Here is a 25,907-nt window from a genome sequence, read left to right as displayed (position 1 = left end):
CGATACGTCGTCACCGACGGGCCTATTTATCGGCTCAGTGGCTTACTTGATCTTCTTGATCACCGGCGGTTGCCAAGTGCCATCGAGGATCGGCTCTTTGCCCCAGTAAGCGCGGATGTACAAGGAGACCGGCTCCTTCGGTGAAGGCAGCCAGTTGCTCTCCTTGCCCTTACCAGGTGAGGTGGGAGCGATATAAAGCGTGAGCGAGCCGTCGGCGTTGCGCTTGAGGTCCTTGTTCTTGGTGCCCAGGGAATAGCGGTTGAGCTGGTTACTGCTGAACAGGTGTTTTTCGTTGTACAGCGTCAGCGACCAGAAACCGTTCACCGGCGGCTCCTGGCCGGCGGCAAAGTTCACTTCATAGCTGTGCGCGCCGTTGAGCGGGGCGCCGGCATTATCGAAGTCGGTATAGAAGTACTGGGTTTCATTCGGGCGGTTGTCGAACATGTTCGACTTGGCGGTACCGGTACGGTTGAAGTAGTCGATGCCGAACTGGGCGTTGTTGGTGGAACGGTTCCAGCCGTTGCCGGCCGGACGCCCGTTGTGCTTCCACTCGAAGAACGGCTTGATGATGTCCTTTTCGCTTTCCACTGCGGTCTGCACCAGCAGTTTCTTGAGCGCCGGATCCTTGGCTGCACTCTCCATCAGCAAGCGGAACTGACCGTAGAGCGCCTCTTCACCCGGCAGTGGCGGCACCATGTCCAGCACTTTGGGCAGTTGCTCGAAGAACTTCTCGGGAATCACCCATCTGGTTTCCCCGCCGCTGGCTTTGGCGGCGTTCGGATTGGGAATGTCCGGGGTGTTCTTCCAGTCGATGCTCTTCATCTTCCCGTCGAAATCCTTCAGCGGGTAGAAGGCAACCTGGTTGAGTTTCTCCTGGATCGCGGCCCGATCTGCGGCAGTGTCATCCAGGAAGATGCGCGGAATGGCGTTAGCCAACGCAGTGGGGCTGCGGATGATCGCTTCCACCCCTTCGGGTTTTTCGCCTTTCCAGTTCGGCCCCACCAACAGGTAGAAGCCCGGTTTGCTGCCATAGGGCTTGCCCAGTTCGCCCACCTGGTCGGTGCGTTGGTCATAGATCGAATAGACCCAGAAGCGCTCCCCGAAGTCCGGTACCTGGGCAATCACCGGTTGGTCATCAAGGGAGAAGAAGCCCAGCCCATACACCACGTCCTGGTTCGGGCAGGTGACGAAGGTTTCGGCCGGGGTGATGTAGTCATGCAGCATGCCCAGCTGGCCTTGCGGCGCCACTGGCAGGATGCCGCCCAGCAGGCCAGGATGCGGTGCCCTGGTGATGGTGTCGTTGCGATTGAGCATGTTCACCATCGGCCATCCCCAGATGTAAGCCATACGCGCTATCGCCTTTGCGTACTCTGGGTGTATCAGTACCCCAGTGGCTGGTTGGGTGATTGGCGATCCAGGGGTGGGCGCCTGCTCGGCAGCGTGAAGCACTGGCGCGCTCTGGGAGATGAACAAGACAGCGGCGCAAAGCAATTTCATCGAATGAGGCATCGTCGACATCCTTGCGTTGGGAATTTGCTAAGGAAGCGAACTTGCGAACTACGGTGGGCAGTCGTTAAACGCACACGCTCAACATTCCGGCTCCGTGACCTTGCCAGTCTAGATTGCATCGGCGGCTACGCAACGAAGCGCGCTCGATAGCCAGTGGTGATAGCTGGCGGGCCTGACGAGCGGCTAACCCTCTGTGCCTCTATCGTGGATCAAGCTGCGTGGGCCATGGCTGAGACAGACCCTATGAGCGTCAGCTTGGGGTCGATAGAGCTCATCCACTACGGTCAGCTTTCGACCCAAAGCTGCCATTGCGATGGTGCTGCTCTTGCTCATTTTTCGAGGCTGGCGCGAACCTTGTGGGAGCGGGTTTACCCGCGAAGCAGGCGACGCGGAGAGTGGCACGGGCTTCGCCCGTGTTCGCGGCGGTTCGACGCCTCGATAAACCCGCTCCGACAGAGATCACCTCTGGCATGACTGTCAGCTACGGGTCGATATCTGCCGTTCCCGACATCACGCCATCAACCCGTTGCAGCCGTTCACAGCAATCCAGGTTTCCCTGAATCTGGCATTCCGGAGTCAATGATTTTGGCGCACCAACTGGCAGCACCCCTTCAATCCACGATGAACAACTTGGCCCCGATCAAGGTGGATGAGCGATGCGCCTCGGCATTGTCGGCAACCTGATAGCTCATGCCGGCCTTCAACGTGAAGCGCCGGCCATCGTCCAGCTCGGTGTCCAGCTGGCCCTCCAGACACAGCAGGATATGGCCCTTGCTGCACCAATGGTCGGCGACGTAGCCGGCGCTGTACTCCACCTGTCGCACACGGATGCTGCCGAACTGGCAGGTGCGCCAGTACGCGGTGCCCACCTCGCCGGGGTGCGCGACAGGCTCGATCTGCGACCAGTCGGTAGTGCCGAAGGGAATGGCGGTCAGTTGCATGTTCAACTCCTGTGAATGAGGGCCTCGAACTTACCGCTGCGCAGCACTCATCGATAGATACAGACCGGCTGCATTTGTTTCATACAGCACCCCATACGCGTGCCTTCAACGCGTGTCCTTCTCCAGCGACTTCCACAGGTCCAGCATCGTCTGGTTGGTATTGCCGATGGAGCGAAACGACCAGATCTCCAGCTGCGCAGACCATTCAGGCCCGCCTGCGCGCACCAGTTTGCCTGCGGCAATTTCCTCTTCCACCGCCGATTCGGGGACCCAGGTGATGCCGTAGCCCTCGCGTGCCATGCGCAACAGGTGCATGGCCATGTCGGCTTCGTAAAAACGGTTGAGTTCGGGCTGGCGTTGTTCAGCCTGGATAATCACATCGACCACCCGCCCGAGGAACGACGTTGCGGTGTATGCCAGGTAGGGAATGGGCTGCTCGGGGATCCCTGGCAGTTCGAACAACGGTCGGCCTTCGGCGTCGGGGGCCGAGACCGGAAAGAACGCATCAAGGCCCAGGCGCAAGCCGATGAACTTGTCCGGGTCGAGCACGATCGGCGCGCGTGGGTGGCTGTAGCCGATCATCAGGTCGCAGCCCCCCTCCGCCAGGGCAATCACCGCTTCCTGCACATTGGCCGCCAGCACCCGGGCATTGAAATAGCCATAGCGGCGCTGAAAGCCGGCGAACCATTTCGGCACGAAGGTCATCGACAGGGTATGGCCGGCGATCACCTGGATCGACCGCCCGGGCATGCGCTCGCCGCGGCGCAAGGACGAGCGCAGGTCCATGAAGGCCGACAGGGCTTCGCGCCCTTCGCTGCAGAAGATCTGGCCAGCCTTGGTCAATTGCACAGGATAAGTACCGCGATCGACGAGATCGACGCCCACCCACTCCTCGAGCGATTTGATCCGCCGTGACAACGCGGACTGGGTGATGCAGCGGATCTCGGCGGCACGGGAGAAGTTCTTGGTTTCGGCGACCGCTAGCAGGTCATCTATCCACTTGGTTTGCATGGCAGGCTCGGGCAAATGTTCGGCGCTGACTCGATCAGCAACAGCATGTCCCTGAAAGCTTTGCACTGTTCAAGGCGCCACTCCAGGCCAGCGTTAAATAGCGAGGCAGAACCAAGCCAGGAGATAAACAATCTTAACTGCTTGATGCAATGATTTAGACGACATTGGCCGCACTTAACCAACTATGAAATTAACGCATCAAACTATCGCGCTTCCTCATCAACTCATCAAAGCACTGGGCGTAATCTGAGCGCGTTGGCTGGAACGAAGCAGCCATGAACACCCTTCGCAGCCCTTTGGATTGTCGGTTTCAGTATCCGCTGGCCGCCGCCAAAGACTGCCCGATCGCAAACCGCTGACTGACCCGACACCTGGCCCGCCGCTGTAGCTACAGCGCCGGACGAGCTTCGACGCGCCGCAAAAACAATGAGGTCGAGATGAACAACAAGAAACTACCCAAATACATCGCCGTGGCAATCATGCTTGGCATCGTCGTCGGTTGGGGTTGCAACACATTTGCGCCCACCCCTGATTCGGCAAAGGAGATTGCCGGCTACTTCAGCCTGGTCACCGATATCTTCCTGCGCATGATCAAGATGATCATCGCCCCCTTGGTGTTCGCCACCCTGGTGGCCGGCATCAGCAGCCTGGGTAACTCCGGCTCGGTAGGCCGCATTGGTCTGCGCTCGATGATCTGGTTCGTCAGTGCCTCGCTATTCTCGCTGGCCCTGGGCATGTTGCTGGTCAATGTCTTCCAGCCCGGGGCTGACCTTAACCTGAGTATCCAGCAGGCCCAGGCGGGCAGCGCGTTGACCGTCAACGCCGGTGATTTCAGCCTCAAGACGTTCATCAGCCATGTCTTCCCGCGCAGCATTGCAGAAGCCATGGCCAACAACGAGATCCTGCAGATCGTGGTGTTCTCGCTGTTCTTCGGCCTGGCACTGGCCTACGTGAAGAAACAGGGCAACGAGAAAATCGGCGACCTGGTCGACGACCTGGCCAAGGTGATGTTCCGTATTACTGACTACGTGATGATGTTTGCCCCCGTCGGTGTGTTTGCCGCCCTCGCCGCCGCGGTGACCACCCAAGGCATTGGCCTGCTGTTCGATTACGGCAAGCTGATCGGCCAGTTCTACATCGGCATCCTGCTGCTCTGGGTGGTGCTGTTCGCGGTCGGCTACGGCTTCCTCGGCCGCCCGGTGTTCACGCTCGGCAAGCTGATCCGTGAACCGGTGTTGCTGGCGTTTTCCACCGCCAGCAGTGAGTCGGCCTACCCCAAGACCATCGATGCGCTGGAGAAATTCGGTGCTCCCAAGCGCGTATCCAGCTTCGTCCTGCCCCTGGGGTATTCCTTCAACCTGGACGGTTCGATGATGTACCAGGCCTTCGCGATCATGTTCATCGCCCAGGCCTACAACGTCGATCTGTCGTTTACCCAGCAACTGCTCATCCTGCTGACCCTGATGATCACCAGCAAAGGCATGGCCGGCGTTGCCCGTGCTTCGGTGGTGGTGGTCGCAGCTACCCTGCCCATGTTCCATCTGCCGGAAGCGGGCCTGCTGTTGATCCTGGCGATCGATCAGTTCCTGGACATGGGCCGCACCGCCACCAACGTAGTGGGTAACAGCATTGCCACGGCAGTGATTGCCAACCTGGAGAGCAAGCACGGCGACACCCCTCAAGCGCACAGCGCCGGCAGCCGCCCACAGAACGCCTGATCCACCACCCCGCCCACTCCCCTTACTGCCTGGATGAACCGAACATGAAACCGTCGAGAAAAAATCACTCTACCCGTACGCTCGGCATCATCGGCGGCCTGGGTTCGCTGGCGGGCGGGGACTTGTTCCTGAAGTTGCTCAAGAGTGAGCCGGTGCTGGCGGACCAGGGGCGCTACCACCTGCTGTTTGAGCAACATCCTTTCAAGGACCTGTCGCTGCCACTGAGCACCGACGCCAGCATGACCTCCCGCAAGCTGTATGTTTTTCAGGTCTGCCAGGGCTATACCGACAGCGAGGTGGATGCCGTACTGATTCCGTGCTTCGCCAGCCAGACGTTCATGGATGAGCTGAAAGCGGAACTGGACATCCCGATTGTCGACCTGATGGCTGCGCTGAAGCAGCACCTGGCCCAGGTAGCCGAACCAGGTGCACGCCTCGGTGTGCTGGCCTCGGACTACGTCCGCGCTGCCGGTTTGTTCGAGCAGCACTTCGGCGCCGACTTTGCGCTGGTGTATCCGTCGCCTGCCAATCAGGCGGCGCTGATGGAGGCTGTATACGGTCCAGCGGGCATCAAGGCCGGCCACCTCGACGGGGTTGCGCTGGAGCGGCTTCACCAGGCCTGCCTGGACCTCAACAGCCAAGGGGCACACCTGCTGCTGCCGGGCATGACGGAGATTTCCCTGGTGGCAGCCGACCTGCAACGACGCGGCATCCGCTGCATCGATGTGAACCAGGTGTATGCCGACTACGCCGCATCCAGTGAATCCATGCGAACCGCCGCGCCGTTCAAACTGGGCATTGTTGGCGGGGTCGGCCCGGCGGCGACCGTCGACTTCATGGGCAAGGTGGTCAAGAACACGCCAGCCGGCAGGGACCAGGACCACATCAGGATGGTGGTCGAGCACAACCCGCAGATTCCCGACCGAACGGCCAATCTGCTGCGCCAGGAGATGGACCCGACAGTGGCCATGTACGCGACCTGCAAGCGCCTGGAATGCGAAGGCGCCAAGGCCATCGCCATTCCCTGCAACACCGCGCATGCCTATGTCGAGCGCATCCAGAGGCATCTGCACATCCCGATCATCAACATGCTGACGCAAACCATCGAGTTCATTGGGCAGGCGTATGGCAACACCTGCAAGGTCGGCTTGCTGGCAACCTCCGGCACCCTGCAAAGCCGGGTTTACCACGCGGCTGCAGAACGGGTCGGCTTGAACCTGATGGTGCCTGATGAGGCCGCGCAGGCGCTGGTCATGCGCGCCATCTACGGTGAGCAAGGCGTCAAGGCGGGACACACCACTGGCCAGTGCAAGGACGACCTGCTCACGGCTGCAGCACAGCTGGTGGAGCAAGGTGCGACCGTTTTGATCCTTGGCTGTACCGAGCTGCCGCTGATCCTGCCAATGGCCGATGATTTTCCCATCGGCACGGCCCGGGTAGCCCTGGTCGACCCCACGAATGTGCTCGCGCAACGCTGCGTCGCACTGGCCCAGGGGGACCTCACCAGCCTGGCCTGACCGCCTGGCCTTTGCGGCCAGTCACTTGCATTGGGGCTTGCAGTTGATGCGCAACTGACAGCCGGGCTTCCCGGCCGTTCTTGCCACTTTCAGCTTGCCCCGGTTGCAAGCTGGCCCTCGATCCAGTCTATGAAAGCCCGCACCTGCGGGCGTTTCAGGGTCTCCTTGCGCGCGACCAGATAGTAGGCAAAGCGTGATGGCCATGGCCGGTCAACGGCCACCACCAGCCTGCCGCTGCGCAGGTCATCTTCGGCGAGCTGCGCCTGCACCAGGGCGATGCCCTGGCCGCTGGCGGCGGCGCGCAGCAACAGCAGGTCCTCATCAAAGCTCGGCCCGCGGCGGCTGCGGTGGTCGGGCTCGATGCCGTGGGCCTGCAACCACAGCGCCCAGTCGGCGCGCTCGGCATCCTGCAACAGCGGGTACTGCAGGCAATCTTCAGGGGCGTGCAGTGCCGGCCCGCTGGCGAGCAAAGCGGGGCTGGCAACTGGCAGTAACGCGGGCGACAGCAGTGTTTTCGACACAAGCCCTGGGTAATCGCCCAAACCATGGCGCAGGGCGATGTCGATGCGTTCGCGCTGCAGGTCGACCAGCCGCGCCGTCGCCTCCACGCGCACCTCGATGCCGGGGTGCTGCGCGCTGAAACTGGCCAGGCGTGGCACCAGCCAACTGGCGGCGAACGAGGGCTGCGTGCTGATGGTCAGGGTGTTGGCATTGGTCTGGATCTCGAGATCGAGCAGCGCACGCTCGATCTGGCCGAAACCGCGTGAAAGGCCGGGGTACAGGCTCGCTCCGGCTTCGGTGAGCTGCAGGCCATGGCGGCTGCGGGTCAGCAGGGTGACGCCGAGGCGGTCCTCCAGCTGGCGGATTTGCTGGCTGATGGCCCCGGGGGTGACGCCCATGTGCTCGGCGGCAGCTTTCAGGCTGCCCAGGCGGGTGGCTTCGGTGAAGGAGCGCAAAGCGAGCAGTGGCAGAACGGCCCCCATGGAATTCCTCGATTTAGAAAAACTAATGCTAGTTGCTAAAGCTATCGTTTCTGTATTCAAGCCAGCATGCATAGGATAGCGCTCAGGCCAAACAGCTTACGTTAGTTTCCCTGAGGTATCCAGCATGCACGACCCCACCCTCGTCCTCTACACCGACAGCTCGCCCAACGGTTTCAAGATAACCATCGCCCTCGAAGAAATGGGCCTGCCCTACCGTCTGGAGCACGTCAACATCGAGCACGGCGAGCACCTGCAACCGGCCTTTCTCGCGCTCAACCCGGCAGGCCGTATCCCGGTGTTGGTCGACGGCAGCGCCAATATCGTGCTGTTCGAGTCTGCCGCCATTCTGCTGTACCTGGCGCAGCTCAGTGGCCAGTTGCTCGCCCCACAGTCGCAGCCACGCTGGGCGGCGATCACCTGGCTGATGTACCACAGCGCCAGCATGGGGCCTCTGCTTGGCCAGCGCGTGCACTTCGAATGCTTCGAGGCCACGCCCTGCCCTGTGGCAATCCAGCGCTATCGCCACCTTACCGAGAGCACCTTCGCCACGCTCGACCAGCACCTTGCCAGCCGACCGTGGCTGGCTGGCGAAGCCTATTCGATCGCCGACATCGCCACCTTCGCCTGGCTGCATATCGCAGCGTTGGTGGGCTTCGATTTCAGCAGCCACACGCACCTCAACCGCTGGTACCGGCAAGTCGACCAGCGCCCCGCCGTGCAGCGCGGCCTGCGCTTGCCCGCCCCGGCCACCGGCCCATAAAACTCCTCAACCAAGGAACGGTCATGCACACCACCCCCTGCGGCGCGAATGCCGCCGCCTTCGCCCATCACCCCGGCTACCGGCGCATGTTCGCCCCCGACCAGTTGACCCTGGGCATCTTCCTGCCGCTGCGCTTCTATGACGGCGACATGGCTGTGCTCCAAGGGCAGGCGCAGTTGCTCAGCGAGATCGACCGGCTGGGCTTCGCCGCAGCCTGGGTGCGCGACGTGCCGTTGTTCGACCCAGCTTTCGGCGACGCCGGGCAGGTGTTCGACCCCTTCACCTACCTGGCCTACCTGGCCGCCCACACCCGGCGCATCGCCCTGGTGACCGGCAGCGCGATCTTCACCTTGCGCCACCCCATCGACCTGGCAAAGGCCGCCGCCACGCTCGACTGCCTTTCAGGCGGGCGCCTGGTGCTGGGCATCGCCTCGGGTGACCGACCGGTAGAGTTCCCCGCGTACGGGATTGACCATCGCAGCCGTGGCGAACGCTTCGCGCAGAGCGTGGACTACTTCCGCCGGCTGCTGGCCGAGCACCCCGGGCCGATCGACTCACCGCTGGGGCAACTCAGCGCTGCCCGGCTGCTGCCCAGGCCCGTCAGCGGGCGCATCCCACTGGTGGTGACCGGCTCGTCGCGTCAGAGCTTGCAATGGCTGGGCGAGCATGCCGACGGCTGGCTCACCTACCCCGACGCTACCCACAACAGCCTCGGCCCACGCCGCCTGGCCGAAAAGATCCGCGCCTGGCGCGCGGCGATCCCCGGCGGCGGCTTCCGCCCGCACATGACCAATGAGTGGATCGACCTGGACGACGACCCGCACTACCCGCGTACGCCGCAGCAAGGCGGCTATGTGCTGCGCACCGGGCGCCACGGGCTGGTCGATTTGCTGGGGGAATGGCGCGAGGCCGGGGTCAACCATGCGGCACTGGGCGTGCAGATGGCCCGGCGCCCGGCGCAGGAGGTGATTCAGGAGCTGGCCGAAGAGGTGCTGCCGCTGTTTCCGGCATTGGCGGGGCCAGGGCCGCATGCGCAAGGCTGGTAGTTTCTGAGTTTGTAACAGCGTCCTGACGCTATTAAAATCGCGTCCTTTCAACTCACCAGGAATCTCCAAGCAATGGACATGCGTCGCCTTTTATCCTTCTCCTGCAGTAAAGCGGTCCTGCCCCTTTTCCTCGCAATGTGTTCCGGCAATGCACTGGCCAGCGGCCTCAGCGAAAGCCTGGTCTCGTGTGAGCCGTCATTCTTCAAGCACCTGTACGCTCAGCGCGCCGACCTGGGCAAGACCGTCAAGCTGGCCCGCGACGATCAGCGCGGCCTGGCCTGGCTGCCGGTGCCGGACCGCCGCGACTTCGACACCGCGTTCCAGCACTTCACCCCCGCTGTCGACGACCAGGGCCTGCGCCTGACCAGCTACTACGACCGGGTCATGGACCTGGGCAAGCAAGGCACTTACTACTTCTGGGGCTTCGAAATCGATGCCAGCCGCGAGCAAGTCATGGCCAAGTTGCCGCAGGCCAACTGGCAGGAGGCCGGCGAGTACTTCATTTCCAGGCCACGGATCAAGCTGAACGCCAATTCCGCCTGGCAGGACAATACCTCCGCTGCCGAGGGCATCGCTCCGGCGGCGGGCTCTGCGGAAAAGCTGCTGATGCTCAGCGTCGAGGACGGCAAGACCCGCTTGCTCTGTTCGTTGCAGGGCAGCGTCGATGAGCGTCTGTTGCAGCAGGAACGCCCGGATGTGGCGCAAGGAACCACACGATGAAGCGCCTGCCATGCCTGGCTGCGGTCGTGCTGCTGGGCGGATGCGCCCACGGCACTGTGCCGCACAAAACCGTGACCGAAGCACCGGCCACGGCCCCTAAAGGCATGTTCAAACTGCTGGAGAACGCCGAACTGGCAACCTACTTCGACGCCCATTCCGTCGCCCTGTACAAGGGCAATCGGCATTTGCGCCAGTTCTACCTGATCAACAACTACCTCGCACCCGCCCCCAGCGATAAACCTCCAGTAATCCGCAGTTCGCGGGCGACCCGGGTGATCAACTGCGAGCGGGATGAAATGGCGGAGTTCGGCCGGGTGTATTTCTCCCAGTCCTTCGCCCTGGGGGATGAAGTGGCACGCAAGAGCGATATTGCACAATGGGAGCCGTTGGAGCGGCAGTCATTGATTGGGATATTGCGCGATGCGGTGTGCAAGGTCGATGCGGCGCAGCTTCGGGCGGGTAATCCGGGTTAGCTGGATCTGTGAAACGGGGTTGATAACATTTGCCGGCGAACTGCCATCATTGGTTGGGCATAATGCAGCTATTTTTTAGCCTCTTGGATCAGTCGCTGCCCGATGATTACCTTGTTCGTCATCCTGCTCGCCACCCTGCCCAGCCTGGCACTGCTATGGCTGCTGCAGCGCCAGCGCCAGCAGCACCGCACCCTGCTGGCAGGGTTGGACGTGGGCATGGTGCAGCTGGGCCGTGATGGCCGGGTGTGCTGGCACAACCCGGCCGCGGCCGAACTGCTTGGCTGCGCCAACACGCCGCTGCTGGGCCTGCGCCTGCAAGAACGTCTACCGCAGTTGGCCACGCCAGCCGGCTCGGTGCAGGTCACGGGAGACGATGGCCAGCCGCGCGCGCTTTACATCAGCCAGCAAGGCACGGCCAATGCCAGGCAATGGCTGCTGATCCGTCCGATCCTGGCCGAGGCCGAACGCTTCCAGCGCAGCCAGTATTTCGCCCGTATCGGCACCTGGGACTGGGACATCGACACCAACCATCTGTACTGGTCCGACGCCATCTACGGCATGTTCGGCTATGCGGTCGACGAAGTGACACCAAGCTACGAACTGTTCTGCAACGCGGTTCACCCGGACGATCGCGCCCATGTGCGCGCCGGCGAATTGCGCTGCATCGAAACCGGCGAGAACCACGACGAGGAATACCGGGTGGTCTGGCCGGACGGTACGCTGCACTGGCTGCGCGAGACCGGCAACGTGGTCAAGGACGAACGTGGCACGCCCATAAAGATGATGGGCGTGGTGCGTGATATCACCGAGGAGAAAGCCTGGGCCAACCAGTTGCACCGCCTGGCACACCATGACCCGCTGACCGGCCTGCCCAACCGCCTGGTGTTCGAGGAGCGCCTGGAGGGTGCCCTGGCGTCGGCCCGGCGCAGCCACGGCCGCGTTGCACTGGTGTTCATTGACCTCAACGGCTTCAAGGCGATCAACGACAACCTTGGCCACGCAGCGGGCGATCAGGTGCTGCAGGCCACCGCGGCCCGCCTGCACGAAGCACTGCGCAACTCGGACAGCGTGGCGCGCCTGGGTGGCGACGAGTTCGTCACCGTGCTGGAAGGCCTATCGGCCGAGCGCGCCCCCGAGGAAGAGGCTCGGGTGATCGCGCAGCGGTTGCTGTTGCCGCTGGAGGCCCCCATCCGCCTGGGCGACAGGTCGCAGCGGGTCGGCGTCAGCCTGGGCATCGCCCTGTTCCCCGATCACGGGCAGACCCGCGACCAACTGATCCATGTTGCCGATCTGGCGATGTACGAAGCCAAGCGCAGCGGCGACAACCAGTACCGCCTGGGCCAGGCGCAGGCGCTGCGCGCCCGTAATGGCTGAAAAACAATGCAGCACCCTTGCGCTGCATTTTCTATCATGGCGGCCTCTGATTCTTTACCCGAGACCGCCATGCCCCTCCCCGCCTTCCGCACCGCCACCCCTGCCGACGTCGACCGTTGCTTCGAAATCGAAATCAGCGCCTATGAAGGCGACGAAGCCGCCACCCGCGAGAAGATCGCCACGCGCATCGCCCAGTACCCACAAGGCTTCCTGATCATGGAACTGGCGGGGCAAGTGATCGGCTTCATCAACTGTGGCTGCGCCCACCAGGTGGTGATGTCCGACGAGGCATTCAAGGAGCTGGTGGGCCATGACAGCGCGGCGCCCAACGCCGTGATCATGTCGGTGGTGATCGACCCGGCCCACCAGGGCAAAGGCTACGCCAGCCTGATGATGCGCACCTTCGTTGAGCGCATGCAGGCGATGGGCAAGCGCACCCTTCACCTGATGTGCAAGGAGCGCCATGTCGAGCTGTATGCGCGCATGGGCTACCGCTACGTCAAGCCTTCGGCTTCCGACCATGGCGGCATGGCCTGGCACGAGATGGTGATGGTGCTGCCGGGCTGAGGCCCATCAGCGGGCCTGCGTCAACCGGATGATCTGCCGCGCAATGAGTGCGCGCAGGGGCAGGATCAGCTTTCGGCGCTGGTATCTGCCAGGGCGCCGGCTTCGGCAGCCAGCTTCGCCCGGTCGGCCTTGCAGATGTATTTGGGCTTGCGCGGCGCCAACTTGGCACTGGCCTTTTTCGCGTGGGCTTTAAGGAGCTGCTTGATCTTTTTCTGGCGGTTCATTGGGTTGTCCGGGTAGGTCGGGCTTGATGCACAGGCGCCATCATACCGGCCTGCAGCACCGTCGGCGACGGCAAGCGCTGCACGGCATTGCTGCTTGTTGGTCGGCAACGCGATACCCTCGCCCACCACACAGAAGTCTTGAAGACTCGATGCCAGGAGCATGGGATGCAAAAGCTGTTGTTACCGATCGCCATTTTCGTGAGCGTGATTGCCGTGGGCAAAGTGTGCGAACACTACGCCATGGACCCGACGCTGAAAATCGGCCTGCTGTGCCTGGTGGCAGCAGCGATACAGATCGGCTTTAACCGATATCAACGTTCGCGTCAGCGCAAGTCCACCTGAGCATTACCCCTGCTTTCCCATCGGTCAGGCGGTCATGGCAGATCGCCTTGAGAGGGCTATCGTTGCTGTCTGGGCAACCACTACCAACCGAGGGCGGCGCCATGAACACCAGTGATCTGCTCGAGCAGTTACTCCGGGCCGGGCAAAGCTCGCGAGCGCAACAAGGGAGCGCCGGCAGTTCAGCGCAAGACAGCCTGGGCGGTTTGGGTGGCTTGCTTGGCGGCCTGCTTGGCGGCGGCGGCAGTTCGGCTGGCGGCGGCCTGGGTGGTTTGCTGGGCGGCCTGTTGGGTGGCGGCGGCAGCGCTGGCCAGGGGCGCTCCGCGGGTGGCCCCAATTACGCGGCCCTGGCGTCGTTGGGCATGATGGCGTTCCAGGCCTATCAAAGCTGGCAGCGCAGCCAGGCGGCAGCCCCGCAACAGGCGCTGCGTACTGTCGATCAATTGTCCGGCCCCGAGGCCGAGGACCACAGCCATGCCATCCTGCGCGCGCTGATTGCGGCCGCCAAGGCGGACGGCCGCATCGACGAACAGGAAGAGCAGTTGATCTACGCCGAAATCAAACGTCAGACCAGCGACCCGCAACTTCAGCAATGGCTGGATGAAGAAGTCAGCAGGCCGCTCGATGCCGTGCAAGTGGCTCAGTCCGCCCGGGACCCGGCCATGGCCGCAGAGATGTACCTGGCCAGCGTGATGCTGGTGGATGACCAGCAGGACGCAGAGCGGGCCTACCTCGACGAACTGGCCAGCGCACTGCAAATCGATCCGACCTTGCAGTTGCACCTTGAACAGCAGGCCAAGGGAGGCGCCTGAGCGGGCTGCGATGCGCTCACCTGCTTACATCGCTTTCATCTCTGCGATGTCACGCATCACCTGGTCGGCTGAATGATCGAACATCGCCTGCTCCTGCGCATCCAGGGGCAGCTCGATCACACGCTTGATCCCTGCCTCTGCCAGCACACAGGGCACACCCATCGCGATATCCTTTCGCCGGTACTCGCCGTCGAGAATCGCCACCGTCGGCAAAATGCGGTTACGCCCATTGGCGATGGCATCGACCATCTGCGCGATGGCCACACCGGGTGCATCGCAGGCGCTTCCCAGCTTCTTCAAGCCCAGAATCTCGCCGCCACCCTGGCGGGTGCGCTGCACGATCCGCTCGATCTGCTCGGTTGACAGGAACTGGGACAAAGGCACCGAACCGACCGCGCAGTAGCGCATCAGCGGCACCATGCTATCGCCATGGCCGCCGAGAACCAGCGCCGTGATGTCGCGAGCACTAAACCCGGTTTCCTCGGCGATGAAACACTTCATGCGCGCGGTATCCAGCACCCCCGCCTGGCCGAACACCTTGTTGCGCACCAGCCCACTGCTGGACCAGGCCCGATAGGTCAGCACGTCGACCGGGTTCGACACCACCAGCAGCGTCGCCGCCGGCGCATGGCGCATGATATCCAGCAGGATGCTGTCGAGAATGGGCAGGTTGATGCTCAACACATCCTGACGCGATTGCCCTGGTTTGCGCGGCACACCCGCGGTAATCACCACCAGGTCGGAACCTTGCAGCATCTTGGCATCGGACCCGCCAAGCACCCGGGTATCGGACCCCGACTCGATGGCCGCCTGCCACACATCCAGCGCCTTGCCCTGCGCCAACTCGCCCTGCACATCGATCAACATCAACTCGCGGCACAACTCTTCCCGGGCGATGACCTGGGCCGCCGCCTCGCCCACCATGCCGGCACCTACAATCGATAGCTTGTTCATCTACCACCTCCCGCAGTGCGCGAAACCCGCAGCGCGCACGCCTGTACAGAGAAGTATCGACCCCTGGCGCCAGAAGGCCACTCGAAGCTGCGTTATCGACCCAAAGCCGCCTTTCATTGCATCGCCCCATGCTGCTCCGCCTTGCTGGTCGCATTGAGCAGCGCAGCGGTCATGAGCGTGACTAAAGGGCTTGTGAAATCAATTCAGTTCCACTCGCTCAGTACCGCCACATAAAATACATACCAATTGCAGTATCTATGAATATTTGAGTGGGACCCCGATCATGGTGAAAACGGACTTTGAATTTTCTATCAAGCGCATTCGCTTCGACGAAAATTATCAGCCCTCCGAAAATACCCGCCTCACGACCAATTTCGCCAACTTGGCGAGAGGTGCGAGTCGCCGGCAGAACTTGCGCAACACCCTGCGGATGATTGACAACCGCTTCAATGCCTTGGCGCACTGGGACAATCCACACGGGGATCGTTACAGCGTCGAGCTTGAAATCATTTCCGTCGAAATGAACATCGATGTCGCAAGCGCCGAAAACGGCCTGCCGCTGATCGAACTATTGAAAACACAAATAGTCGATCGAAAAACCGGCGAACGCACGGCCGGCATGGTGGGGAACAACTTTTCGTCTTACGTGCGCGATTACGACTTTAGCGTGCTACTCCTGGGGCACAATAAAAACCAGCCAGCGTTCAGCACGCCAGAGCACTTTGGAGAACTGCACGGAAAGTTATTCAAGCACTTCGTCAGCTCAACAACCTATAAAGAACACTTTGCCAAACAACCTGTCATCTGCCTGAGTATTTCCAGCAGCAAGACCTACCGTCGCACTGAAAACCAGCACCCGGTACTGGGTTATGAATATCAGCAAGATGAACACTCGTTGACCGATGACTACTTCGCCAAAATGGGCATGAAGGTGCGTTACTTCATGCCACCGAACAGTGTGGCACCATTGGCCTTCTATTTCTCCGGCGACCTGCTCGGTGACTACAGCAACCTTGAGCTGATCAGCACCATCAGCACCATGGATACCTTCCAGAAGATCTACCGCCCCGAAATCTACAATGCCAATTCTGCGGCAGGGAAATCCTACCAGCCCAGCCTGAAGCATGAAGATTATTCGCTGACGCGCATTGTCTACGACCGAGAGGAACGTAGCCGCCTGGCTATCGAGCAGGGGCGCTTCGTCGAGGAACACTTCATCAAACCTTATCACTCGATACTTGAGCAGTGGTCCGCCAACTACGCTGCCTGATCCATTGGAAATACAAGGCCATCTTCATGAAAAAGCTGTTACCCACGTCGACGGCAGGTAGTTTGCCCAAGCCCTCCTGGCTGGCACAACCCGAGACACTCTGGTCACCCTGGAAGCTGCAAGATCAGGCATTGATCGAAGGTAAACAGGATGCCTTGCGCCTGTCATTGCAGGAGCAGCAACACGCCGGCATTGATATCGTCAGTGACGGCGAGCAAACCCGCCAGCACTTTGTAACCACCTTCATCGAGCACCTGAGCGGCGTTGATTTCGAGAAGCGTGAAACCGTGCGCATCCGTGATCGCTATGACGCCAGCGTACCGACAGTGGTGGGCGCTGTAGCGCGGCAAAAACCGGTGTTTGTCGAAGATGCCAAGTTCCTGCGTCAGCAAACCGGGCAGCCGATCAAATGGGCGCTGCCAGGCCCCATGACCATGATCGATACGCTGTATGACAACCACTACAAAAGCCGCGAAAAACTGGCCTGGGAATTCGCCAGGATCCTCAACCAGGAAGCCAGGGAGCTGGAAGCTGCCGGTGTCGACATCATCCAGTTCGATGAACCGGCATTCAATGTGTTCTTCGACGAAGTCAATGACTGGGGGGTTGCCACCCTGGAACGGGCCATTGAAGGCCTCAAGTGTGAAACCGCCGTCCATATTTGCTACGGCTATGGCATCAAAGCCAACACCGACTGGAAAAAGACCCTGGGGTCGGAGTGGCGGCAATATGAAGAGGCCTTCCCCAAGCTGCAAAAATCCAGCATCGATATCATCTCGCTGGAATGCCACAACTCTCATGTCCCCATGGAGCTGATCGAGCTTATCCGCGGCAAGAAAGTGATGGTCGGCGCCATTGACGTGGCGAACCACGCCGTTGAAACACCCGAGGAAGTGGCCAATACCCTGCGCAAGGCACTGCAGTTCGTCGATGCCGACAAGCTCTACCCTTGCACCAACTGTGGCATGGCCCCCCTGCCCCGTCAGGTCGCCCGCGGCAAGCTGAGTGCCTTGAGTGCAGGCGCAGAAATCGTCCGCAGAGAACTCCTGGCCAATTAAGGGCAGGTAAACATCAGGTCCCTCCATGTCACTTTCCACCACTGCCATCGAGCCCTCGCGCTTTCGCGAAGCGCTCGGGCACTACGCCTCCGGCATCACGGTCATCACCTCGCTCATCGATGGCGAGCCGCTCGGCTTCACCTGCCAGTCGTTCTATAGCGTGTCGATGAGCCCGCCGCTGGTGTCATTCAGCGTGATGGCCAGCTCGGCCAGCTATCCCGGCATGCGCCAGGCGGGTCGCTTTGCGGTGAACATCCTGTCGGGTGAGCAGGTCGGGATTTCCAACCAGTTCGCCCGCAAAGGCACAAACAAGTGGCATGGCGTCCAATGGCAGGCCTCGCCTTTGGGCAACCCGGTCATCGCCGGCAGCCTGCACTGGCTTGATTGCCAGATTCACGCCGAACACGCAGCCGGGGATCACCTGATCGTCATCGGCGAAGTGAAAGCGTTAAAGCTGCATGAAGCCTCGGCTACGCAACCCCTGCTGTATTTCAAAGGAAACTATTGCAACCTCGCCGCGCCTGACGCGGCTTGAGGCTTTGCCTTCTGCTCATGATCGACTTGAGACACCTTCGTACACTGCATGCCTTGCGCGAAACGGACAGCCTGCCCGACGCCGCCGAGCGCCTGCACCTCACGCAGTCGGCGCTGTCGCACCAGTTCCGCGAGCTGGAAAACCGCCTCGGCATGCCCGTGTTCGTGCGCAAGTCCAAGCCGGTGCGCTTTACCACCGCCGGCCTCAAGCTGCTGCAACTGGCCGACCAGGTACTGCCCCTGATCCGCACGACGGAACGCAACCTGGGCAAACTGGCTGGCGGCACAGCCGACCGGCTGCATATCGCGATCGAATGCCACAGCTGCTACCAATGGCTGATGCCCTCGCTGGACGAATTCCGCAGCGCCTGGCCAGACGTCGAACTGGACCTGGCATCGGGGTTGTCGTTCGCGCCGCTGCCGGCCCTGGAACGCGGGGACCTCGACCTCGTGGTGACCTCCGACCCCATCCCCCTGCCCGGCATTACCTACGTGCCGCTATTCGGCTACGAAGCCATGCTGGCCATCGACAAGCACCATGCCCTGCGTGAAAAGCCCTATGTGGAACCTGCCGATATCGCCAGCCAAACCCTGATCACCTACCCGATCGAGCGCAACCGCCTGGATATCTTCACCCGCTTCATCGAACCGGCCGAGATCGAGCCGGCACAGGTGCGCACCGCAGAAATGACGATCATGATGATGCAGTTGGTGGCCAGCGGCCGTGGGGTTTGCTGCCTGCCAAACTGGGCGGTGCATGAGTACAGCTTGCGCGGTTATGTGATTGCCAAGCGCCTGGGCGAGCAAGGCCTGCACGCCACGCTGTACGCAGCGGTTCGCAGCGACATGCTCGAAGTACCCTACATGAGTGATTTCCTGCTCACGGCAAAGGACATTTCCTTTGCCACGCTGGAGGGCGTCAATACGGTGTCGACGCCCGTGGCCTGAGCGTTACACCCCTTGCCGGCGCATGGTCAAAATCGCCGCGCCAAAACCAATGAAGGTGGTCCCCACCACTCGGCTCACCCAACGCGACAGCGCCGGCCGGGTCAGCACGCCCTTGGCCCGGGTGGCGAGCGCGGCATACAGGCTCAGCGACGCCAGCGACAACGCCATGAAGATGCTGGTGAGGATCAGGAACTGCGGCAGCAGCGCGGCGCCCTGGTCGATGAACTGCGGGAACAGCGCAGTGAAGAACATGGTCGCCTTGGGGTTGGTCACCGCCGTGAGGAATGCCGACTTGTAGAGTTTCCGCGGCGTGGGGCTGGCCTTCTTCGCGCCGTCCTCGAGGCCGTCCACCAGCATCGGGCTTTTCTTCAGCAACTGCTTGGCGCCCAGGTAGAACAGGTAGCCGGCACCGAGGATCTTCACCGCGTTGAACAGCCATTCGGAGCTGGCCAGCAATGCGCCGAGGCCCAGCATCGCCGCCGCCGACAGGCAGAACAGCCCACTGGCGTTGCCCAGCGACGACCACACCGCGCTGCGTTGCCCGTGAGCCAGGCTGTTATTGATCGCCATCAGCGTTGCGGGGCCAGGGCTGGCAATGGCGATCGCGGCGACCAGGGTGAAGGCAAGAATCGAGTGGGCATCCATTTTCAAGGACTCTGCGGAGGGTGGAGCCAGCAGCTTACAGAAGCTTGCTGATAAACGCTCGCCCCCGTACTAGAGCGGGCCAGTGCACCGTGCGCATGCGCTTGAGCACAGGCTTGCGGACGCGGATGCTCAGGGCAAGTGAGCGCAATGGCAGGCTACCGCGGCCCCACCCGCCGCACGAACTGCTGCTCGATGACCTTCGCGCCCCACTGATCACCGGGCGCCTCGTGGGTAAGCTCGAAGCCGAACGACTCATACAGGCGCCGCGCCGCGTCCAGCCCCTTGAATGTCCAGAGCTCGATGGCCGAGAACCCCTGCCGGTCGCAGAACGTCATGGCCTCGTGAAGCAAGCGGCGGCCCGCGCCAGCACCTCGGCAGCCGTCGTCCAGAATGAACCAGCGCAGATGGGCGGTGCTGTCGCCATGGCCCTGCCCATCAATGGCCACCGAGCCAACGATGCGCTCCCCTTGGCTGGCCACCCAGATAGCATTGCGCGGATCGTCCAGGCGCCCGATGAACTCGGCCACGCCAGTGGCGACCTTGCGCTCGAAGTACGACCCGAAGCCTGAGTGCCGGGCGTAGTACACCCCATGCATTTCGGCAATACGGCCGATCAGACCGGGGCGGTAACCGGAACTGATCTGGATCGCGCTGGCTGGCTTTGTCTCGGTGCCCAGGCGATGAGCCTGCAGCGCCTGGGCATAGGCTTGCAGCCCTTGCGCCACGCCCTGCTGTTGCGCGGTATCAAGTACGGCAAGCGCGCTGCTGACCTGGGCCTGGCCAAAGGCATGGATCGCCTCGACCGTGCGCTGGCCCTTGGCGGTCAGGGTGAGGCGTTTGGTACGGCCGTCTGCTTCGCCAGCGGCTTCTTCGACCTCGTCGGCATCGATCAACCTGGCGACCATGCGGCTGACGCTGGACTTCTCCAGGCCCAGCAGCTGCACCAACTGCGCCGCCGTCAACGCGCCACAGTTGCCCAGTTCCAGCAACGCATGCACCGCCGAGGGCGAATGGGCAGTGCCCGCCAGGGTGTTGCCCATGAAGCCCAGCTCGCGAACCATGGTGCGTGAAGCGCTACGGATCTGCTCCACCAGGGAAGGATCGATGTTCATCTGTCAGCCTCGCCAGTAATTAGTTGCAACATACAACCATATACCGAAAATGCTGTCCAGCTCGCCTGCGTCAGGCACAGGCCTGCTGGTTGCGCCCGGCGCCCTTGGCGCCATAAAGCGCCTGGTCAGCCCCGTCGATCAAGGCCTGGCCGCTGTGCAGTTGCGCCCCCGGCACCGAGGCAATGCCGACGCTCACGGTAACCTGCCCAAAGGGGCTGGTGCGATGCTCGATGCTTCGCTGGCTCAGCCGCTCGAGCACATGCCGTGCCACCGCCTCTGCCCCATCGCGCTCGGTGTTGGGCAGGATGACGCCAATTTCCTCACCGCCATAGCGCGCCACCAGGTCACCGGCGCGCCGGACACAGGCCTGCAGCACGTGGCTGACTTCGCGCAGGCAGGCGTCGCCGGCAACATGCCCGTAGGTGTCGTTGTACAGTTTGAAGTAATCGATATCGATCATCAGCAACGCCAGGCTCGTGCCCTGGCGCTGGGCGCGCTGCACTTCCAGCGCCAGGGTTTCATCGAAACAGCGGCGGTTGGCCAGGCCCGTCAGGGCATCGTTCATCGCCAGGCGTTCGAGCTGCTGGTTGGAGTCAAGCAACTGTTGCTGGGTGACCCGCAGTTCACCCTCCACGGCGGTCCTGCGGCGGATATCGCGGATCAGCATCCAGCCGATGACGCCCGTCAGGCCCAGCAGGCCGGCCACCACCAACAGCGACACCAGCGCTTCGAGCTTCCATGCCGCCAGCACTTCGTGCTTGCCCACCGCGACCGTGGTCACCAGCCCCAGCCGGTCGTTCTTGCGAAAGGCATACAACCGCTCGACGCCATCAAGGCTTGAGGTGAACGACGCAGTCCCCACGGATTGCTCCACCAGGTACTTGGCATAGATCGGCGACTTGGCGAAGTTGCGCCCCATGTCCTGCTCACGGAAGGGATAGCGCACCAGCATCGAGCCGTCGGTATAGGACAGGCCGATCGCGCCTTCCTGCCCGACATCGATCTGGCCGAACAGGCTCAGGAAGTTCTGCACCCCCAGCGTCACGGCCACCACCCCGGCAAACGCGCCATCGGCGTCATTGAAACGGCGGCTGATGGTGATCACCCACTCCTGGTTGGAGCGGCTGCGGATCGGCAGGCCGATGAAGGGCTCGCGCGAAGGATCGTCGCGGTGATGGATGAAATAGGCCCGGTCGCTGCTGTTGGCACCCGACGGGATCGGCCGGTTGGACGACATCAGCCAGCGGCCTTGGTTGTCGTAGATGGTGACGCCGCTGAGCTGCGGCATCAGCGGCTGCTGACGGCTCACCAGGGTTCTCAGCCGCTCGATCTGCGCCGGGCCGCTGCCTTCGGTCTCCAGACGCTCGACCAAACCAAGCAGCAGCAACGAGCTCTGGCGCACGATGCCTTCGGAATAGGTCGACAGGGCCTGGGTCAGGTTCAGCCCGTGGACGTTCACCTCCTCCAGCGCACGCTCCCGGGAAGCCATGACTTTCCACAGGGTCAGCGATGCCAGCGAACAACCAATAACCAGTAGCAAGAGCACAACGAGGTGGATGTCACGCTTCACGTCAGTACCTGATGGAGATTCCGAATTCTCAAGCTGGCTGCCATTACCTGCAGGCAACGGCACAAGGCGCATTCCTGGCCATGGGCAAGGATACAAGGAGTCGCGTAGCAGCGCAGTAACCACAACCGCTGCAAGGGGAAAACGTTTGCTATGCGCGACGCATTTTGCCGCGGTGTCGACGCTTGAAAAGCGACGACACGCGGCGTTGCGAACTCAGGTGTTCATCGCTGCCACACCTGCCCTGCCTCATTCACTACCCAGGGCGCCTGGCCAGCAGCGATCCGCACCCCGCCCACCCAACGCTCGGCCGGCTGTTGGTCAAGCCAGTTGGCCTGCCTGCCCAGCACCTGCTCACCCAGCGCCGTAAGGCGTAACTGACGTTGTTGCCAGCTGTCGCCCTCGCCTTCGAGCAGCAATGGCCGTGGGCTGTCGATCAACGGGCGCAGCAGCACGCCGAACATCATGTCGCCCAGGTATGGCAGTGGCTCCTCATTCGCCATCAGTTCGGCGAACACCCGCGCCGCCGGCTGCTCGCCCAGGCGCGCGAGAATGCGCAGGGTCAAACGCTCGGTCAGGCTCAGGCCATCCTCGGCGCCGGGCAGCTCCTGCAGCTGACGCGCCAGCGCACCCTGCAGCAGCGGCAGGGCCGCATGCGGGCGGCTGGCAAGCTGCGCCCAGGCGCGCGGGTCTGGTGCGGTGTAGGCGGCCCAGGCCTGCCGCGCCAGGGCCAAGGCGTCCTCGCCGAGGACGCGCCGTTGTGGCCACAGCCAAGCCAGTACATCAGGGGCCAGTTGGCCGATACCGACAAAGTGCTGCACGCCGGGAACCTGGCAGGTTTCGATCAGTTCCAGGCGACGCGGCAGGCACGGCAAGCTGGCCAGTACGCGAATCAGGAACAGCTGGTCGTAGGCGTCCGCCTCGCACCAGAGGACCATTTCGCTGTCGCTGTTCAACTGCGCCAATGCTGCGCGCTGCCTGGCATGGCGCTGTTCGATATCCTGCGCCGGGAGCTTGAACGCCCGCAGTACATACTCGGTACGTACCTGCCAGTACGCAGCCTCCGGCAACGCCGGCACCGGCCCCATGACCATGGGGTCGTCGAACATGTGGAAGGCACCGGTAAACCCGGCGATGCGCAGGCTGTGCTCGATATCGTTGCCGCAGCGCCAATGCTGCACCTGCGCTTCGCCGTCGCTGGCAAAACCGGGGTGGCGGGCGGCGAAATCGACGGCATCGGCATGGGCCTTGAGCTTTGGCCAACTGGGGAAACCGGCTTCGCGGGCGACCAGCCACTGGGTGTCGGCCAGCCGATACTCGGGCCCGGGCAAGCCAAGGGCGCGCAGTTGGGCGCAGGTTTCGTCGTCCAGGGTTTTCAGCAGGCGCTTGGCGCGCTTGCGCAAGGCGGGCAGGTCAATCAGGCCGTGATGGCGGGATGCATGAATGGCGGGCATGCCAACTCCTTGTGGGGCTCGGTCCGCCGACAAGCCGGGAGCTGGAATGTAAAGAAATCGTGCTGTGCCTGGGCAACCCCTTCGCGCGGACCGCGGGCGCAGCGAACGCCTGGGGCGAGACTCTAGCGGCTGGCAGCGCTTGATGCAATCGATGTGCTCCGAAGCCGCTGGCCTGCGTCTATCAGGACTTCCCGCAAGCGCTGCCCTTTCGCCCCAGGTCCCCCGATGCAAGCACTTCTGCAAGAGATCCTCGACCACGTCCGCCCCCTGCTCGAACAAGGCCAGGTGGCTCAATACATCCCCGCCCTCGCCCAGGTCGAACCGCGCCAGCTGGGCATCGCCGTGCAGGGCCTGGACGGCCAGTTGCACTGCGCGGGTGACGCGCAAACGCCGTTCTCGATCCAGAGCATCTCCAAGGTGTTCAGCCTGGTCCAGGCGATCAACCACAGCGGCGAAGGCATCTGGTCGCGGCTGGGCTACGAGCCGTCGGGGCAGGCGTTCAACTCGCTGGTGCAGCTGGAGGTGGAAAAAGGCCGCCCGCGCAACCCGTTCATCAACGCCGGCGCCCTGGTGATCTGCGACATCAACCAGTCACGCTACGCCACCCCGACCCTGTCGATGCGCGACTTCGTCCGCCGCCTGGCGGCCAACCCGAAGATCGTCAGCGACAGCGTGGTGGCCGAGTCGGAATACCAGCACCGCGCGCGCAACGCGGCCATGGCCTACCTGATGCAGGCCTTCGGCAACTTCCACAACGATGTCGACGCGGTGCTGCGCAGTTACTTCCACCACTGCGCGCTGTCGATGAGCTGCGTCGACGTGGCGCGTGGGTTCGCCTTTCTGGCCAACAACGGCTATTGCCCCAACAGCGGCGAGCAGGTGCTGAGCGCGCGCCAGGCGCAGCAGGTGAACGCGATCATGGCCACCAGCGGGCTGTATGACGAGGCCGGCAATTTTGCCTACCGGGTGGGTTTGCCCGGCAAGAGCGGCGTGGGCGGCGGCATCGTCGCGGTGGTGCCGGGGCGCTACAGCATCTGCGTGTGGTCACCGGCGCTCAATGCCGCGGGCAATTCGCTGGCGGGGCTGCGGGCACTGGAGCTGTTGAGCGAGCGGATTACCGGGTCGGTATTTGCGGCGCTGTCGTAAGATCCGGCGCCGAAGCAAACACGCCCTCTTCCTCCAGTTTGCCAACCAACCATTGCGGCCATACGGTGTCGGTGGTCGCCCGCAGCTCCTCGGCCGACCACCAGCGATGGTCGGCAATCACCGCGCATTCGTTTGCAGTCCACTCGGCGTTGGACAGCGCGCGTTGCACCACCTGCACGATGAAATAGCGCTCCACCGACAGCACCTCTTCGCCGCTGGGCAGCACCAGCGGGAAGCGGCGCTCGGCGATGGACTCAGCCACCGCATCGATGACGATGCCGGTCTCTTCACGCAACTCGCGAATGGCCGCGGCCTCGAAGCTCTCGCCCGCCTCCAGCCCGCCGCCCGGCGTAGCCCAGTAATCGTCACCGGCCAACGCACCTTGCGTGTGCACGAACCTGAACAACAGCACCCGTCGCTGCGGGTTGATGACCAGCAGTCGTGCCGATTTGCGCTCGCGCATTTACGTGTCCTTACTCGCGTGGGTTAACAGGCCTGGCAATGGCGCCCGGGCCAAAAAGTGCGCCATCATACGCGAGCGCCCCAGCGCCGGTACCCCTGGCCTGCAACAAGGCCTCACTTGAAAGGAATGCCCATGCTCCGCCTGGATTGGCTCGAAAACCACATGCAGCACAGCGACACCCTGGCGCTATGGCTGCACCAGCAGTTCCACTACGAATTCGCCGACCTGCCCCTGCCCGACTGGCAAAAGGCATTCTCCGATGGCCAATACAATGGCCAGTGGCGCTGCCTGATCGCCCTCGACGGCGACCAGCTGCTGGGCAGCGCCGCGCTGGCCACTGACGACCTGCCCGAGCGCCCCGACCTCGGCCCTTGGCTGGCCTGCGTGTTCGTCACCCCGCAGGCGCGTGGCCAGGGCCTGGCCGAGCAACTGATCGACGGCATCTGCGAACAGGCGCGCACAACTGGCATCACGACCCTTTACCTGCATACCCACGATCAGCAGGCGTATTACCAAAAGCGCGGTTGGCGCCTGCTGGAGCGCTTCGAGGCCTGGGGCGAGGAACATTGGTTGATGTCACGCGAGCTTGGCTGAAACGCCAAGGCGCTGGCCCGCGTGATCCCACAGGGAATTTTTTGCCACATCAGGGGATCGGATGTCGCAGACACTTTTTTGCAGGTGCAGGTGTTGCGCTGATCCCCGCAAGGTCGGGGCGCAGCGGCTAATCTGAACATTCGATCATCAGGCGCGCGCACCTGAGGA

The 25,907-nt window shown here is 62.6% G+C and carries 27 protein-coding genes; 16 read left to right on the top strand and 11 right to left on the bottom strand.

What is annotated here, in order from left to right; genetic code table 11:
• Positions 1-42: 42 nt before the first annotated feature.
• The 3 genes from EJA05_RS10675 to EJA05_RS10665 form a co-directional block, all read right to left on the bottom strand.
• Positions 43-1,347 carry a DUF1254 domain-containing protein gene (locus tag EJA05_RS10675; protein WP_223811902.1) on the bottom strand — a complete coding sequence of 435 codons (1,305 nt, stop codon included), beginning with the start codon at positions 1,345-1,347 and terminating at the stop codon, positions 43-45.
• Positions 1,348-2,120: 773 nt separating this feature from the next.
• Entirely contained in the window at positions 2,121-2,450 is a 330-nt protein-coding gene (locus tag EJA05_RS10670) for a DHCW motif cupin fold protein (protein ID WP_125858209.1), read from the bottom strand.
• 105 nt (positions 2,451-2,555) lie between these two features.
• The gene (locus tag EJA05_RS10665; RefSeq protein WP_125858208.1) at positions 2,556-3,461 is read right to left on the bottom strand and encodes a LysR substrate-binding domain-containing protein; all 906 of its coding nucleotides are present in this window, start codon (positions 3,459-3,461) and stop codon (positions 2,556-2,558) included.
• A gap of 437 nt (positions 3,462-3,898) precedes the next feature.
• On the opposite strand from EJA05_RS10665, the gene EJA05_RS10660 reads away from it, so the two are divergent.
• The gene (locus tag EJA05_RS10660; RefSeq protein ID WP_125858207.1) at positions 3,899-5,179 is read left to right on the top strand and encodes a dicarboxylate/amino acid:cation symporter; all 1,281 of its coding nucleotides are present in this window, start codon (positions 3,899-3,901) and stop codon (positions 5,177-5,179) included.
• A 44-nt stretch (positions 5,180-5,223) separates the two neighbouring features.
• On the top strand, positions 5,224-6,696 hold the full coding sequence (gene cuyB / locus EJA05_RS10655; protein ID WP_125858206.1) for a cysteate racemase: 1,473 nt from the start codon (positions 5,224-5,226) through the stop codon (positions 6,694-6,696).
• Positions 6,697-6,785: 89 nt separating this feature from the next.
• On the opposite strand, the gene gcvA is transcribed toward cuyB, so the two are convergent.
• Entirely contained in the window at positions 6,786-7,679 is an 894-nt protein-coding gene (gene gcvA / locus EJA05_RS10650; protein ID WP_125858205.1) for a transcriptional regulator GcvA, read from the bottom strand.
• A gap of 124 nt (positions 7,680-7,803) precedes the next feature.
• Between gcvA and EJA05_RS10645 the strand changes: the two genes are divergently transcribed.
• The 6 genes from EJA05_RS10645 (at position 7,804) to EJA05_RS10620 (ending at position 12,619) form a co-directional block, all read left to right on the top strand.
• Positions 7,804-8,439 (top strand): glutathione S-transferase family protein, encoded by a 636-nt coding sequence (locus EJA05_RS10645; RefSeq protein ID WP_125858204.1) that lies wholly within the window; start codon positions 7,804-7,806, stop codon positions 8,437-8,439.
• A 23-nt stretch (positions 8,440-8,462) separates the two neighbouring features.
• Positions 8,463-9,485 (top strand): LLM class oxidoreductase, encoded by a 1,023-nt coding sequence (locus EJA05_RS10640; protein ID WP_125858203.1) that lies wholly within the window; start codon positions 8,463-8,465, stop codon positions 9,483-9,485.
• A gap of 72 nt (positions 9,486-9,557) precedes the next feature.
• Positions 9,558-10,205, top strand: coding sequence for a hypothetical protein (locus EJA05_RS10635; RefSeq protein ID WP_125858202.1), 648 nt, complete (start codon positions 9,558-9,560; stop codon positions 10,203-10,205).
• Entirely contained in the window at positions 10,202-10,678 is a 477-nt protein-coding gene (locus tag EJA05_RS10630; protein WP_125858201.1) for a surface-adhesin E family protein, read from the top strand. Before EJA05_RS10635 ends, EJA05_RS10630 begins: the two co-directional genes overlap by 4 nt.
• A gap of 102 nt (positions 10,679-10,780) precedes the next feature.
• Positions 10,781-12,052, top strand: coding sequence for a sensor domain-containing diguanylate cyclase (locus tag EJA05_RS10625; RefSeq protein ID WP_190306050.1), 1,272 nt, complete (start codon positions 10,781-10,783; stop codon positions 12,050-12,052).
• Between the two features lie 69 nt (positions 12,053-12,121).
• Positions 12,122-12,619, top strand: a complete 498-nt coding sequence (locus tag EJA05_RS10620) for a GNAT family N-acetyltransferase (protein ID WP_125858200.1) — start codon at positions 12,122-12,124, stop codon at positions 12,617-12,619.
• A gap of 65 nt (positions 12,620-12,684) precedes the next feature.
• On the opposite strand, the gene EJA05_RS10615 is transcribed toward EJA05_RS10620, so the two are convergent.
• On the bottom strand, positions 12,685-12,843 hold the full coding sequence (locus EJA05_RS10615; RefSeq protein WP_125858199.1) for a DUF2986 domain-containing protein: 159 nt from the start codon (positions 12,841-12,843) through the stop codon (positions 12,685-12,687).
• A gap of 165 nt (positions 12,844-13,008) precedes the next feature.
• Between EJA05_RS10615 and EJA05_RS28190 the strand changes: the two genes are divergently transcribed.
• Positions 13,009-13,185, top strand: a complete 177-nt coding sequence (locus tag EJA05_RS28190) for a hypothetical protein (RefSeq protein WP_190306049.1) — start codon at positions 13,009-13,011, stop codon at positions 13,183-13,185.
• A gap of 101 nt (positions 13,186-13,286) precedes the next feature.
• Positions 13,287-13,994 (top strand): tellurite resistance TerB family protein, encoded by a 708-nt coding sequence (locus EJA05_RS10610; protein ID WP_125858198.1) that lies wholly within the window; start codon positions 13,287-13,289, stop codon positions 13,992-13,994.
• A 24-nt stretch (positions 13,995-14,018) separates the two neighbouring features.
• On the opposite strand, the gene EJA05_RS10605 is transcribed toward EJA05_RS10610, so the two are convergent.
• Entirely contained in the window at positions 14,019-14,948 is a 930-nt protein-coding gene (locus EJA05_RS10605) for a malate dehydrogenase (RefSeq protein ID WP_125858197.1), read from the bottom strand.
• 286 nt (positions 14,949-15,234) lie between these two features.
• On the opposite strand from EJA05_RS10605, the gene EJA05_RS10600 reads away from it, so the two are divergent.
• Genes EJA05_RS10600 through EJA05_RS10585 form a run of 4 tightly spaced genes read left to right on the top strand, consistent with a single transcriptional unit; the run spans position 15,235 to position 18,758 of the window.
• Positions 15,235-16,218, top strand: coding sequence for a DUF1852 domain-containing protein (locus EJA05_RS10600; protein ID WP_125861283.1), 984 nt, complete (start codon positions 15,235-15,237; stop codon positions 16,216-16,218).
• Positions 16,219-16,244: 26 nt separating this feature from the next.
• Positions 16,245-17,276: a methionine synthase gene (locus EJA05_RS10595; protein WP_125858196.1), complete on the top strand. Its 1,032-nt coding sequence runs from the start codon at positions 16,245-16,247 to the stop codon at positions 17,274-17,276.
• 25 nt (positions 17,277-17,301) lie between these two features.
• The gene (locus EJA05_RS10590) at positions 17,302-17,811 is read left to right on the top strand and encodes a flavin reductase family protein (protein WP_125858195.1); all 510 of its coding nucleotides are present in this window, start codon (positions 17,302-17,304) and stop codon (positions 17,809-17,811) included.
• A gap of 17 nt (positions 17,812-17,828) precedes the next feature.
• Positions 17,829-18,758, top strand: a complete 930-nt coding sequence (locus tag EJA05_RS10585) for a LysR family transcriptional regulator (protein WP_125858194.1) — start codon at positions 17,829-17,831, stop codon at positions 18,756-18,758.
• A 3-nt stretch (positions 18,759-18,761) separates the two neighbouring features.
• Here the strand turns inward: EJA05_RS10585 and EJA05_RS10580 are convergent, their stop codons facing one another.
• The 4 genes from EJA05_RS10580 to EJA05_RS10565 form a co-directional block, all read right to left on the bottom strand.
• Positions 18,762-19,403, bottom strand: a complete 642-nt coding sequence (locus EJA05_RS10580; protein WP_125858193.1) for a LysE family translocator — start codon at positions 19,401-19,403, stop codon at positions 18,762-18,764.
• Positions 19,404-19,558: 155 nt separating this feature from the next.
• Entirely contained in the window at positions 19,559-20,515 is a 957-nt protein-coding gene (locus tag EJA05_RS10575) for a bifunctional helix-turn-helix transcriptional regulator/GNAT family N-acetyltransferase (protein ID WP_125858192.1), read from the bottom strand.
• A gap of 70 nt (positions 20,516-20,585) precedes the next feature.
• On the bottom strand, positions 20,586-22,085 hold the full coding sequence (locus EJA05_RS10570) for a sensor domain-containing diguanylate cyclase (protein ID WP_125858191.1): 1,500 nt from the start codon (positions 22,083-22,085) through the stop codon (positions 20,586-20,588).
• A gap of 221 nt (positions 22,086-22,306) precedes the next feature.
• Positions 22,307-23,536, bottom strand: coding sequence for a DUF1835 domain-containing protein (locus tag EJA05_RS10565; RefSeq protein ID WP_125858190.1), 1,230 nt, complete (start codon positions 23,534-23,536; stop codon positions 22,307-22,309).
• Positions 23,537-23,761: 225 nt separating this feature from the next.
• On the opposite strand from EJA05_RS10565, the gene glsB reads away from it, so the two are divergent.
• Entirely contained in the window at positions 23,762-24,682 is a 921-nt protein-coding gene (gene glsB, locus EJA05_RS10560) for a glutaminase B (RefSeq protein WP_125463559.1), read from the top strand.
• Here glsB and EJA05_RS10555 read toward each other — a convergent pair.
• Positions 24,651-25,145 (bottom strand): NUDIX hydrolase, encoded by a 495-nt coding sequence (locus tag EJA05_RS10555; RefSeq protein WP_125858189.1) that lies wholly within the window; start codon positions 25,143-25,145, stop codon positions 24,651-24,653. The genes glsB and EJA05_RS10555 overlap by 32 nt on opposite strands.
• A 132-nt stretch (positions 25,146-25,277) precedes the next feature.
• Between EJA05_RS10555 and EJA05_RS10550 the strand changes: the two genes are divergently transcribed.
• Positions 25,278-25,739 carry a GNAT family N-acetyltransferase gene (locus tag EJA05_RS10550; protein ID WP_125858188.1) on the top strand — a complete coding sequence of 154 codons (462 nt, stop codon included), beginning with the start codon at positions 25,278-25,280 and terminating at the stop codon, positions 25,737-25,739.
• Positions 25,740-25,907: the final 168 nt, after the last annotated feature.

The sequence above is a fragment of the Pseudomonas oryziphila genome (assembly GCF_003940825.1).
In the GTDB taxonomy this organism is placed as follows: Bacteria; Pseudomonadota; Gammaproteobacteria; order Pseudomonadales; family Pseudomonadaceae; genus Aquipseudomonas; species Aquipseudomonas sichuanensis.
The sequence above is the reverse complement of the archived record's forward strand: the minus strand, read 5'-3'. Positions and strand labels throughout refer to the sequence as shown.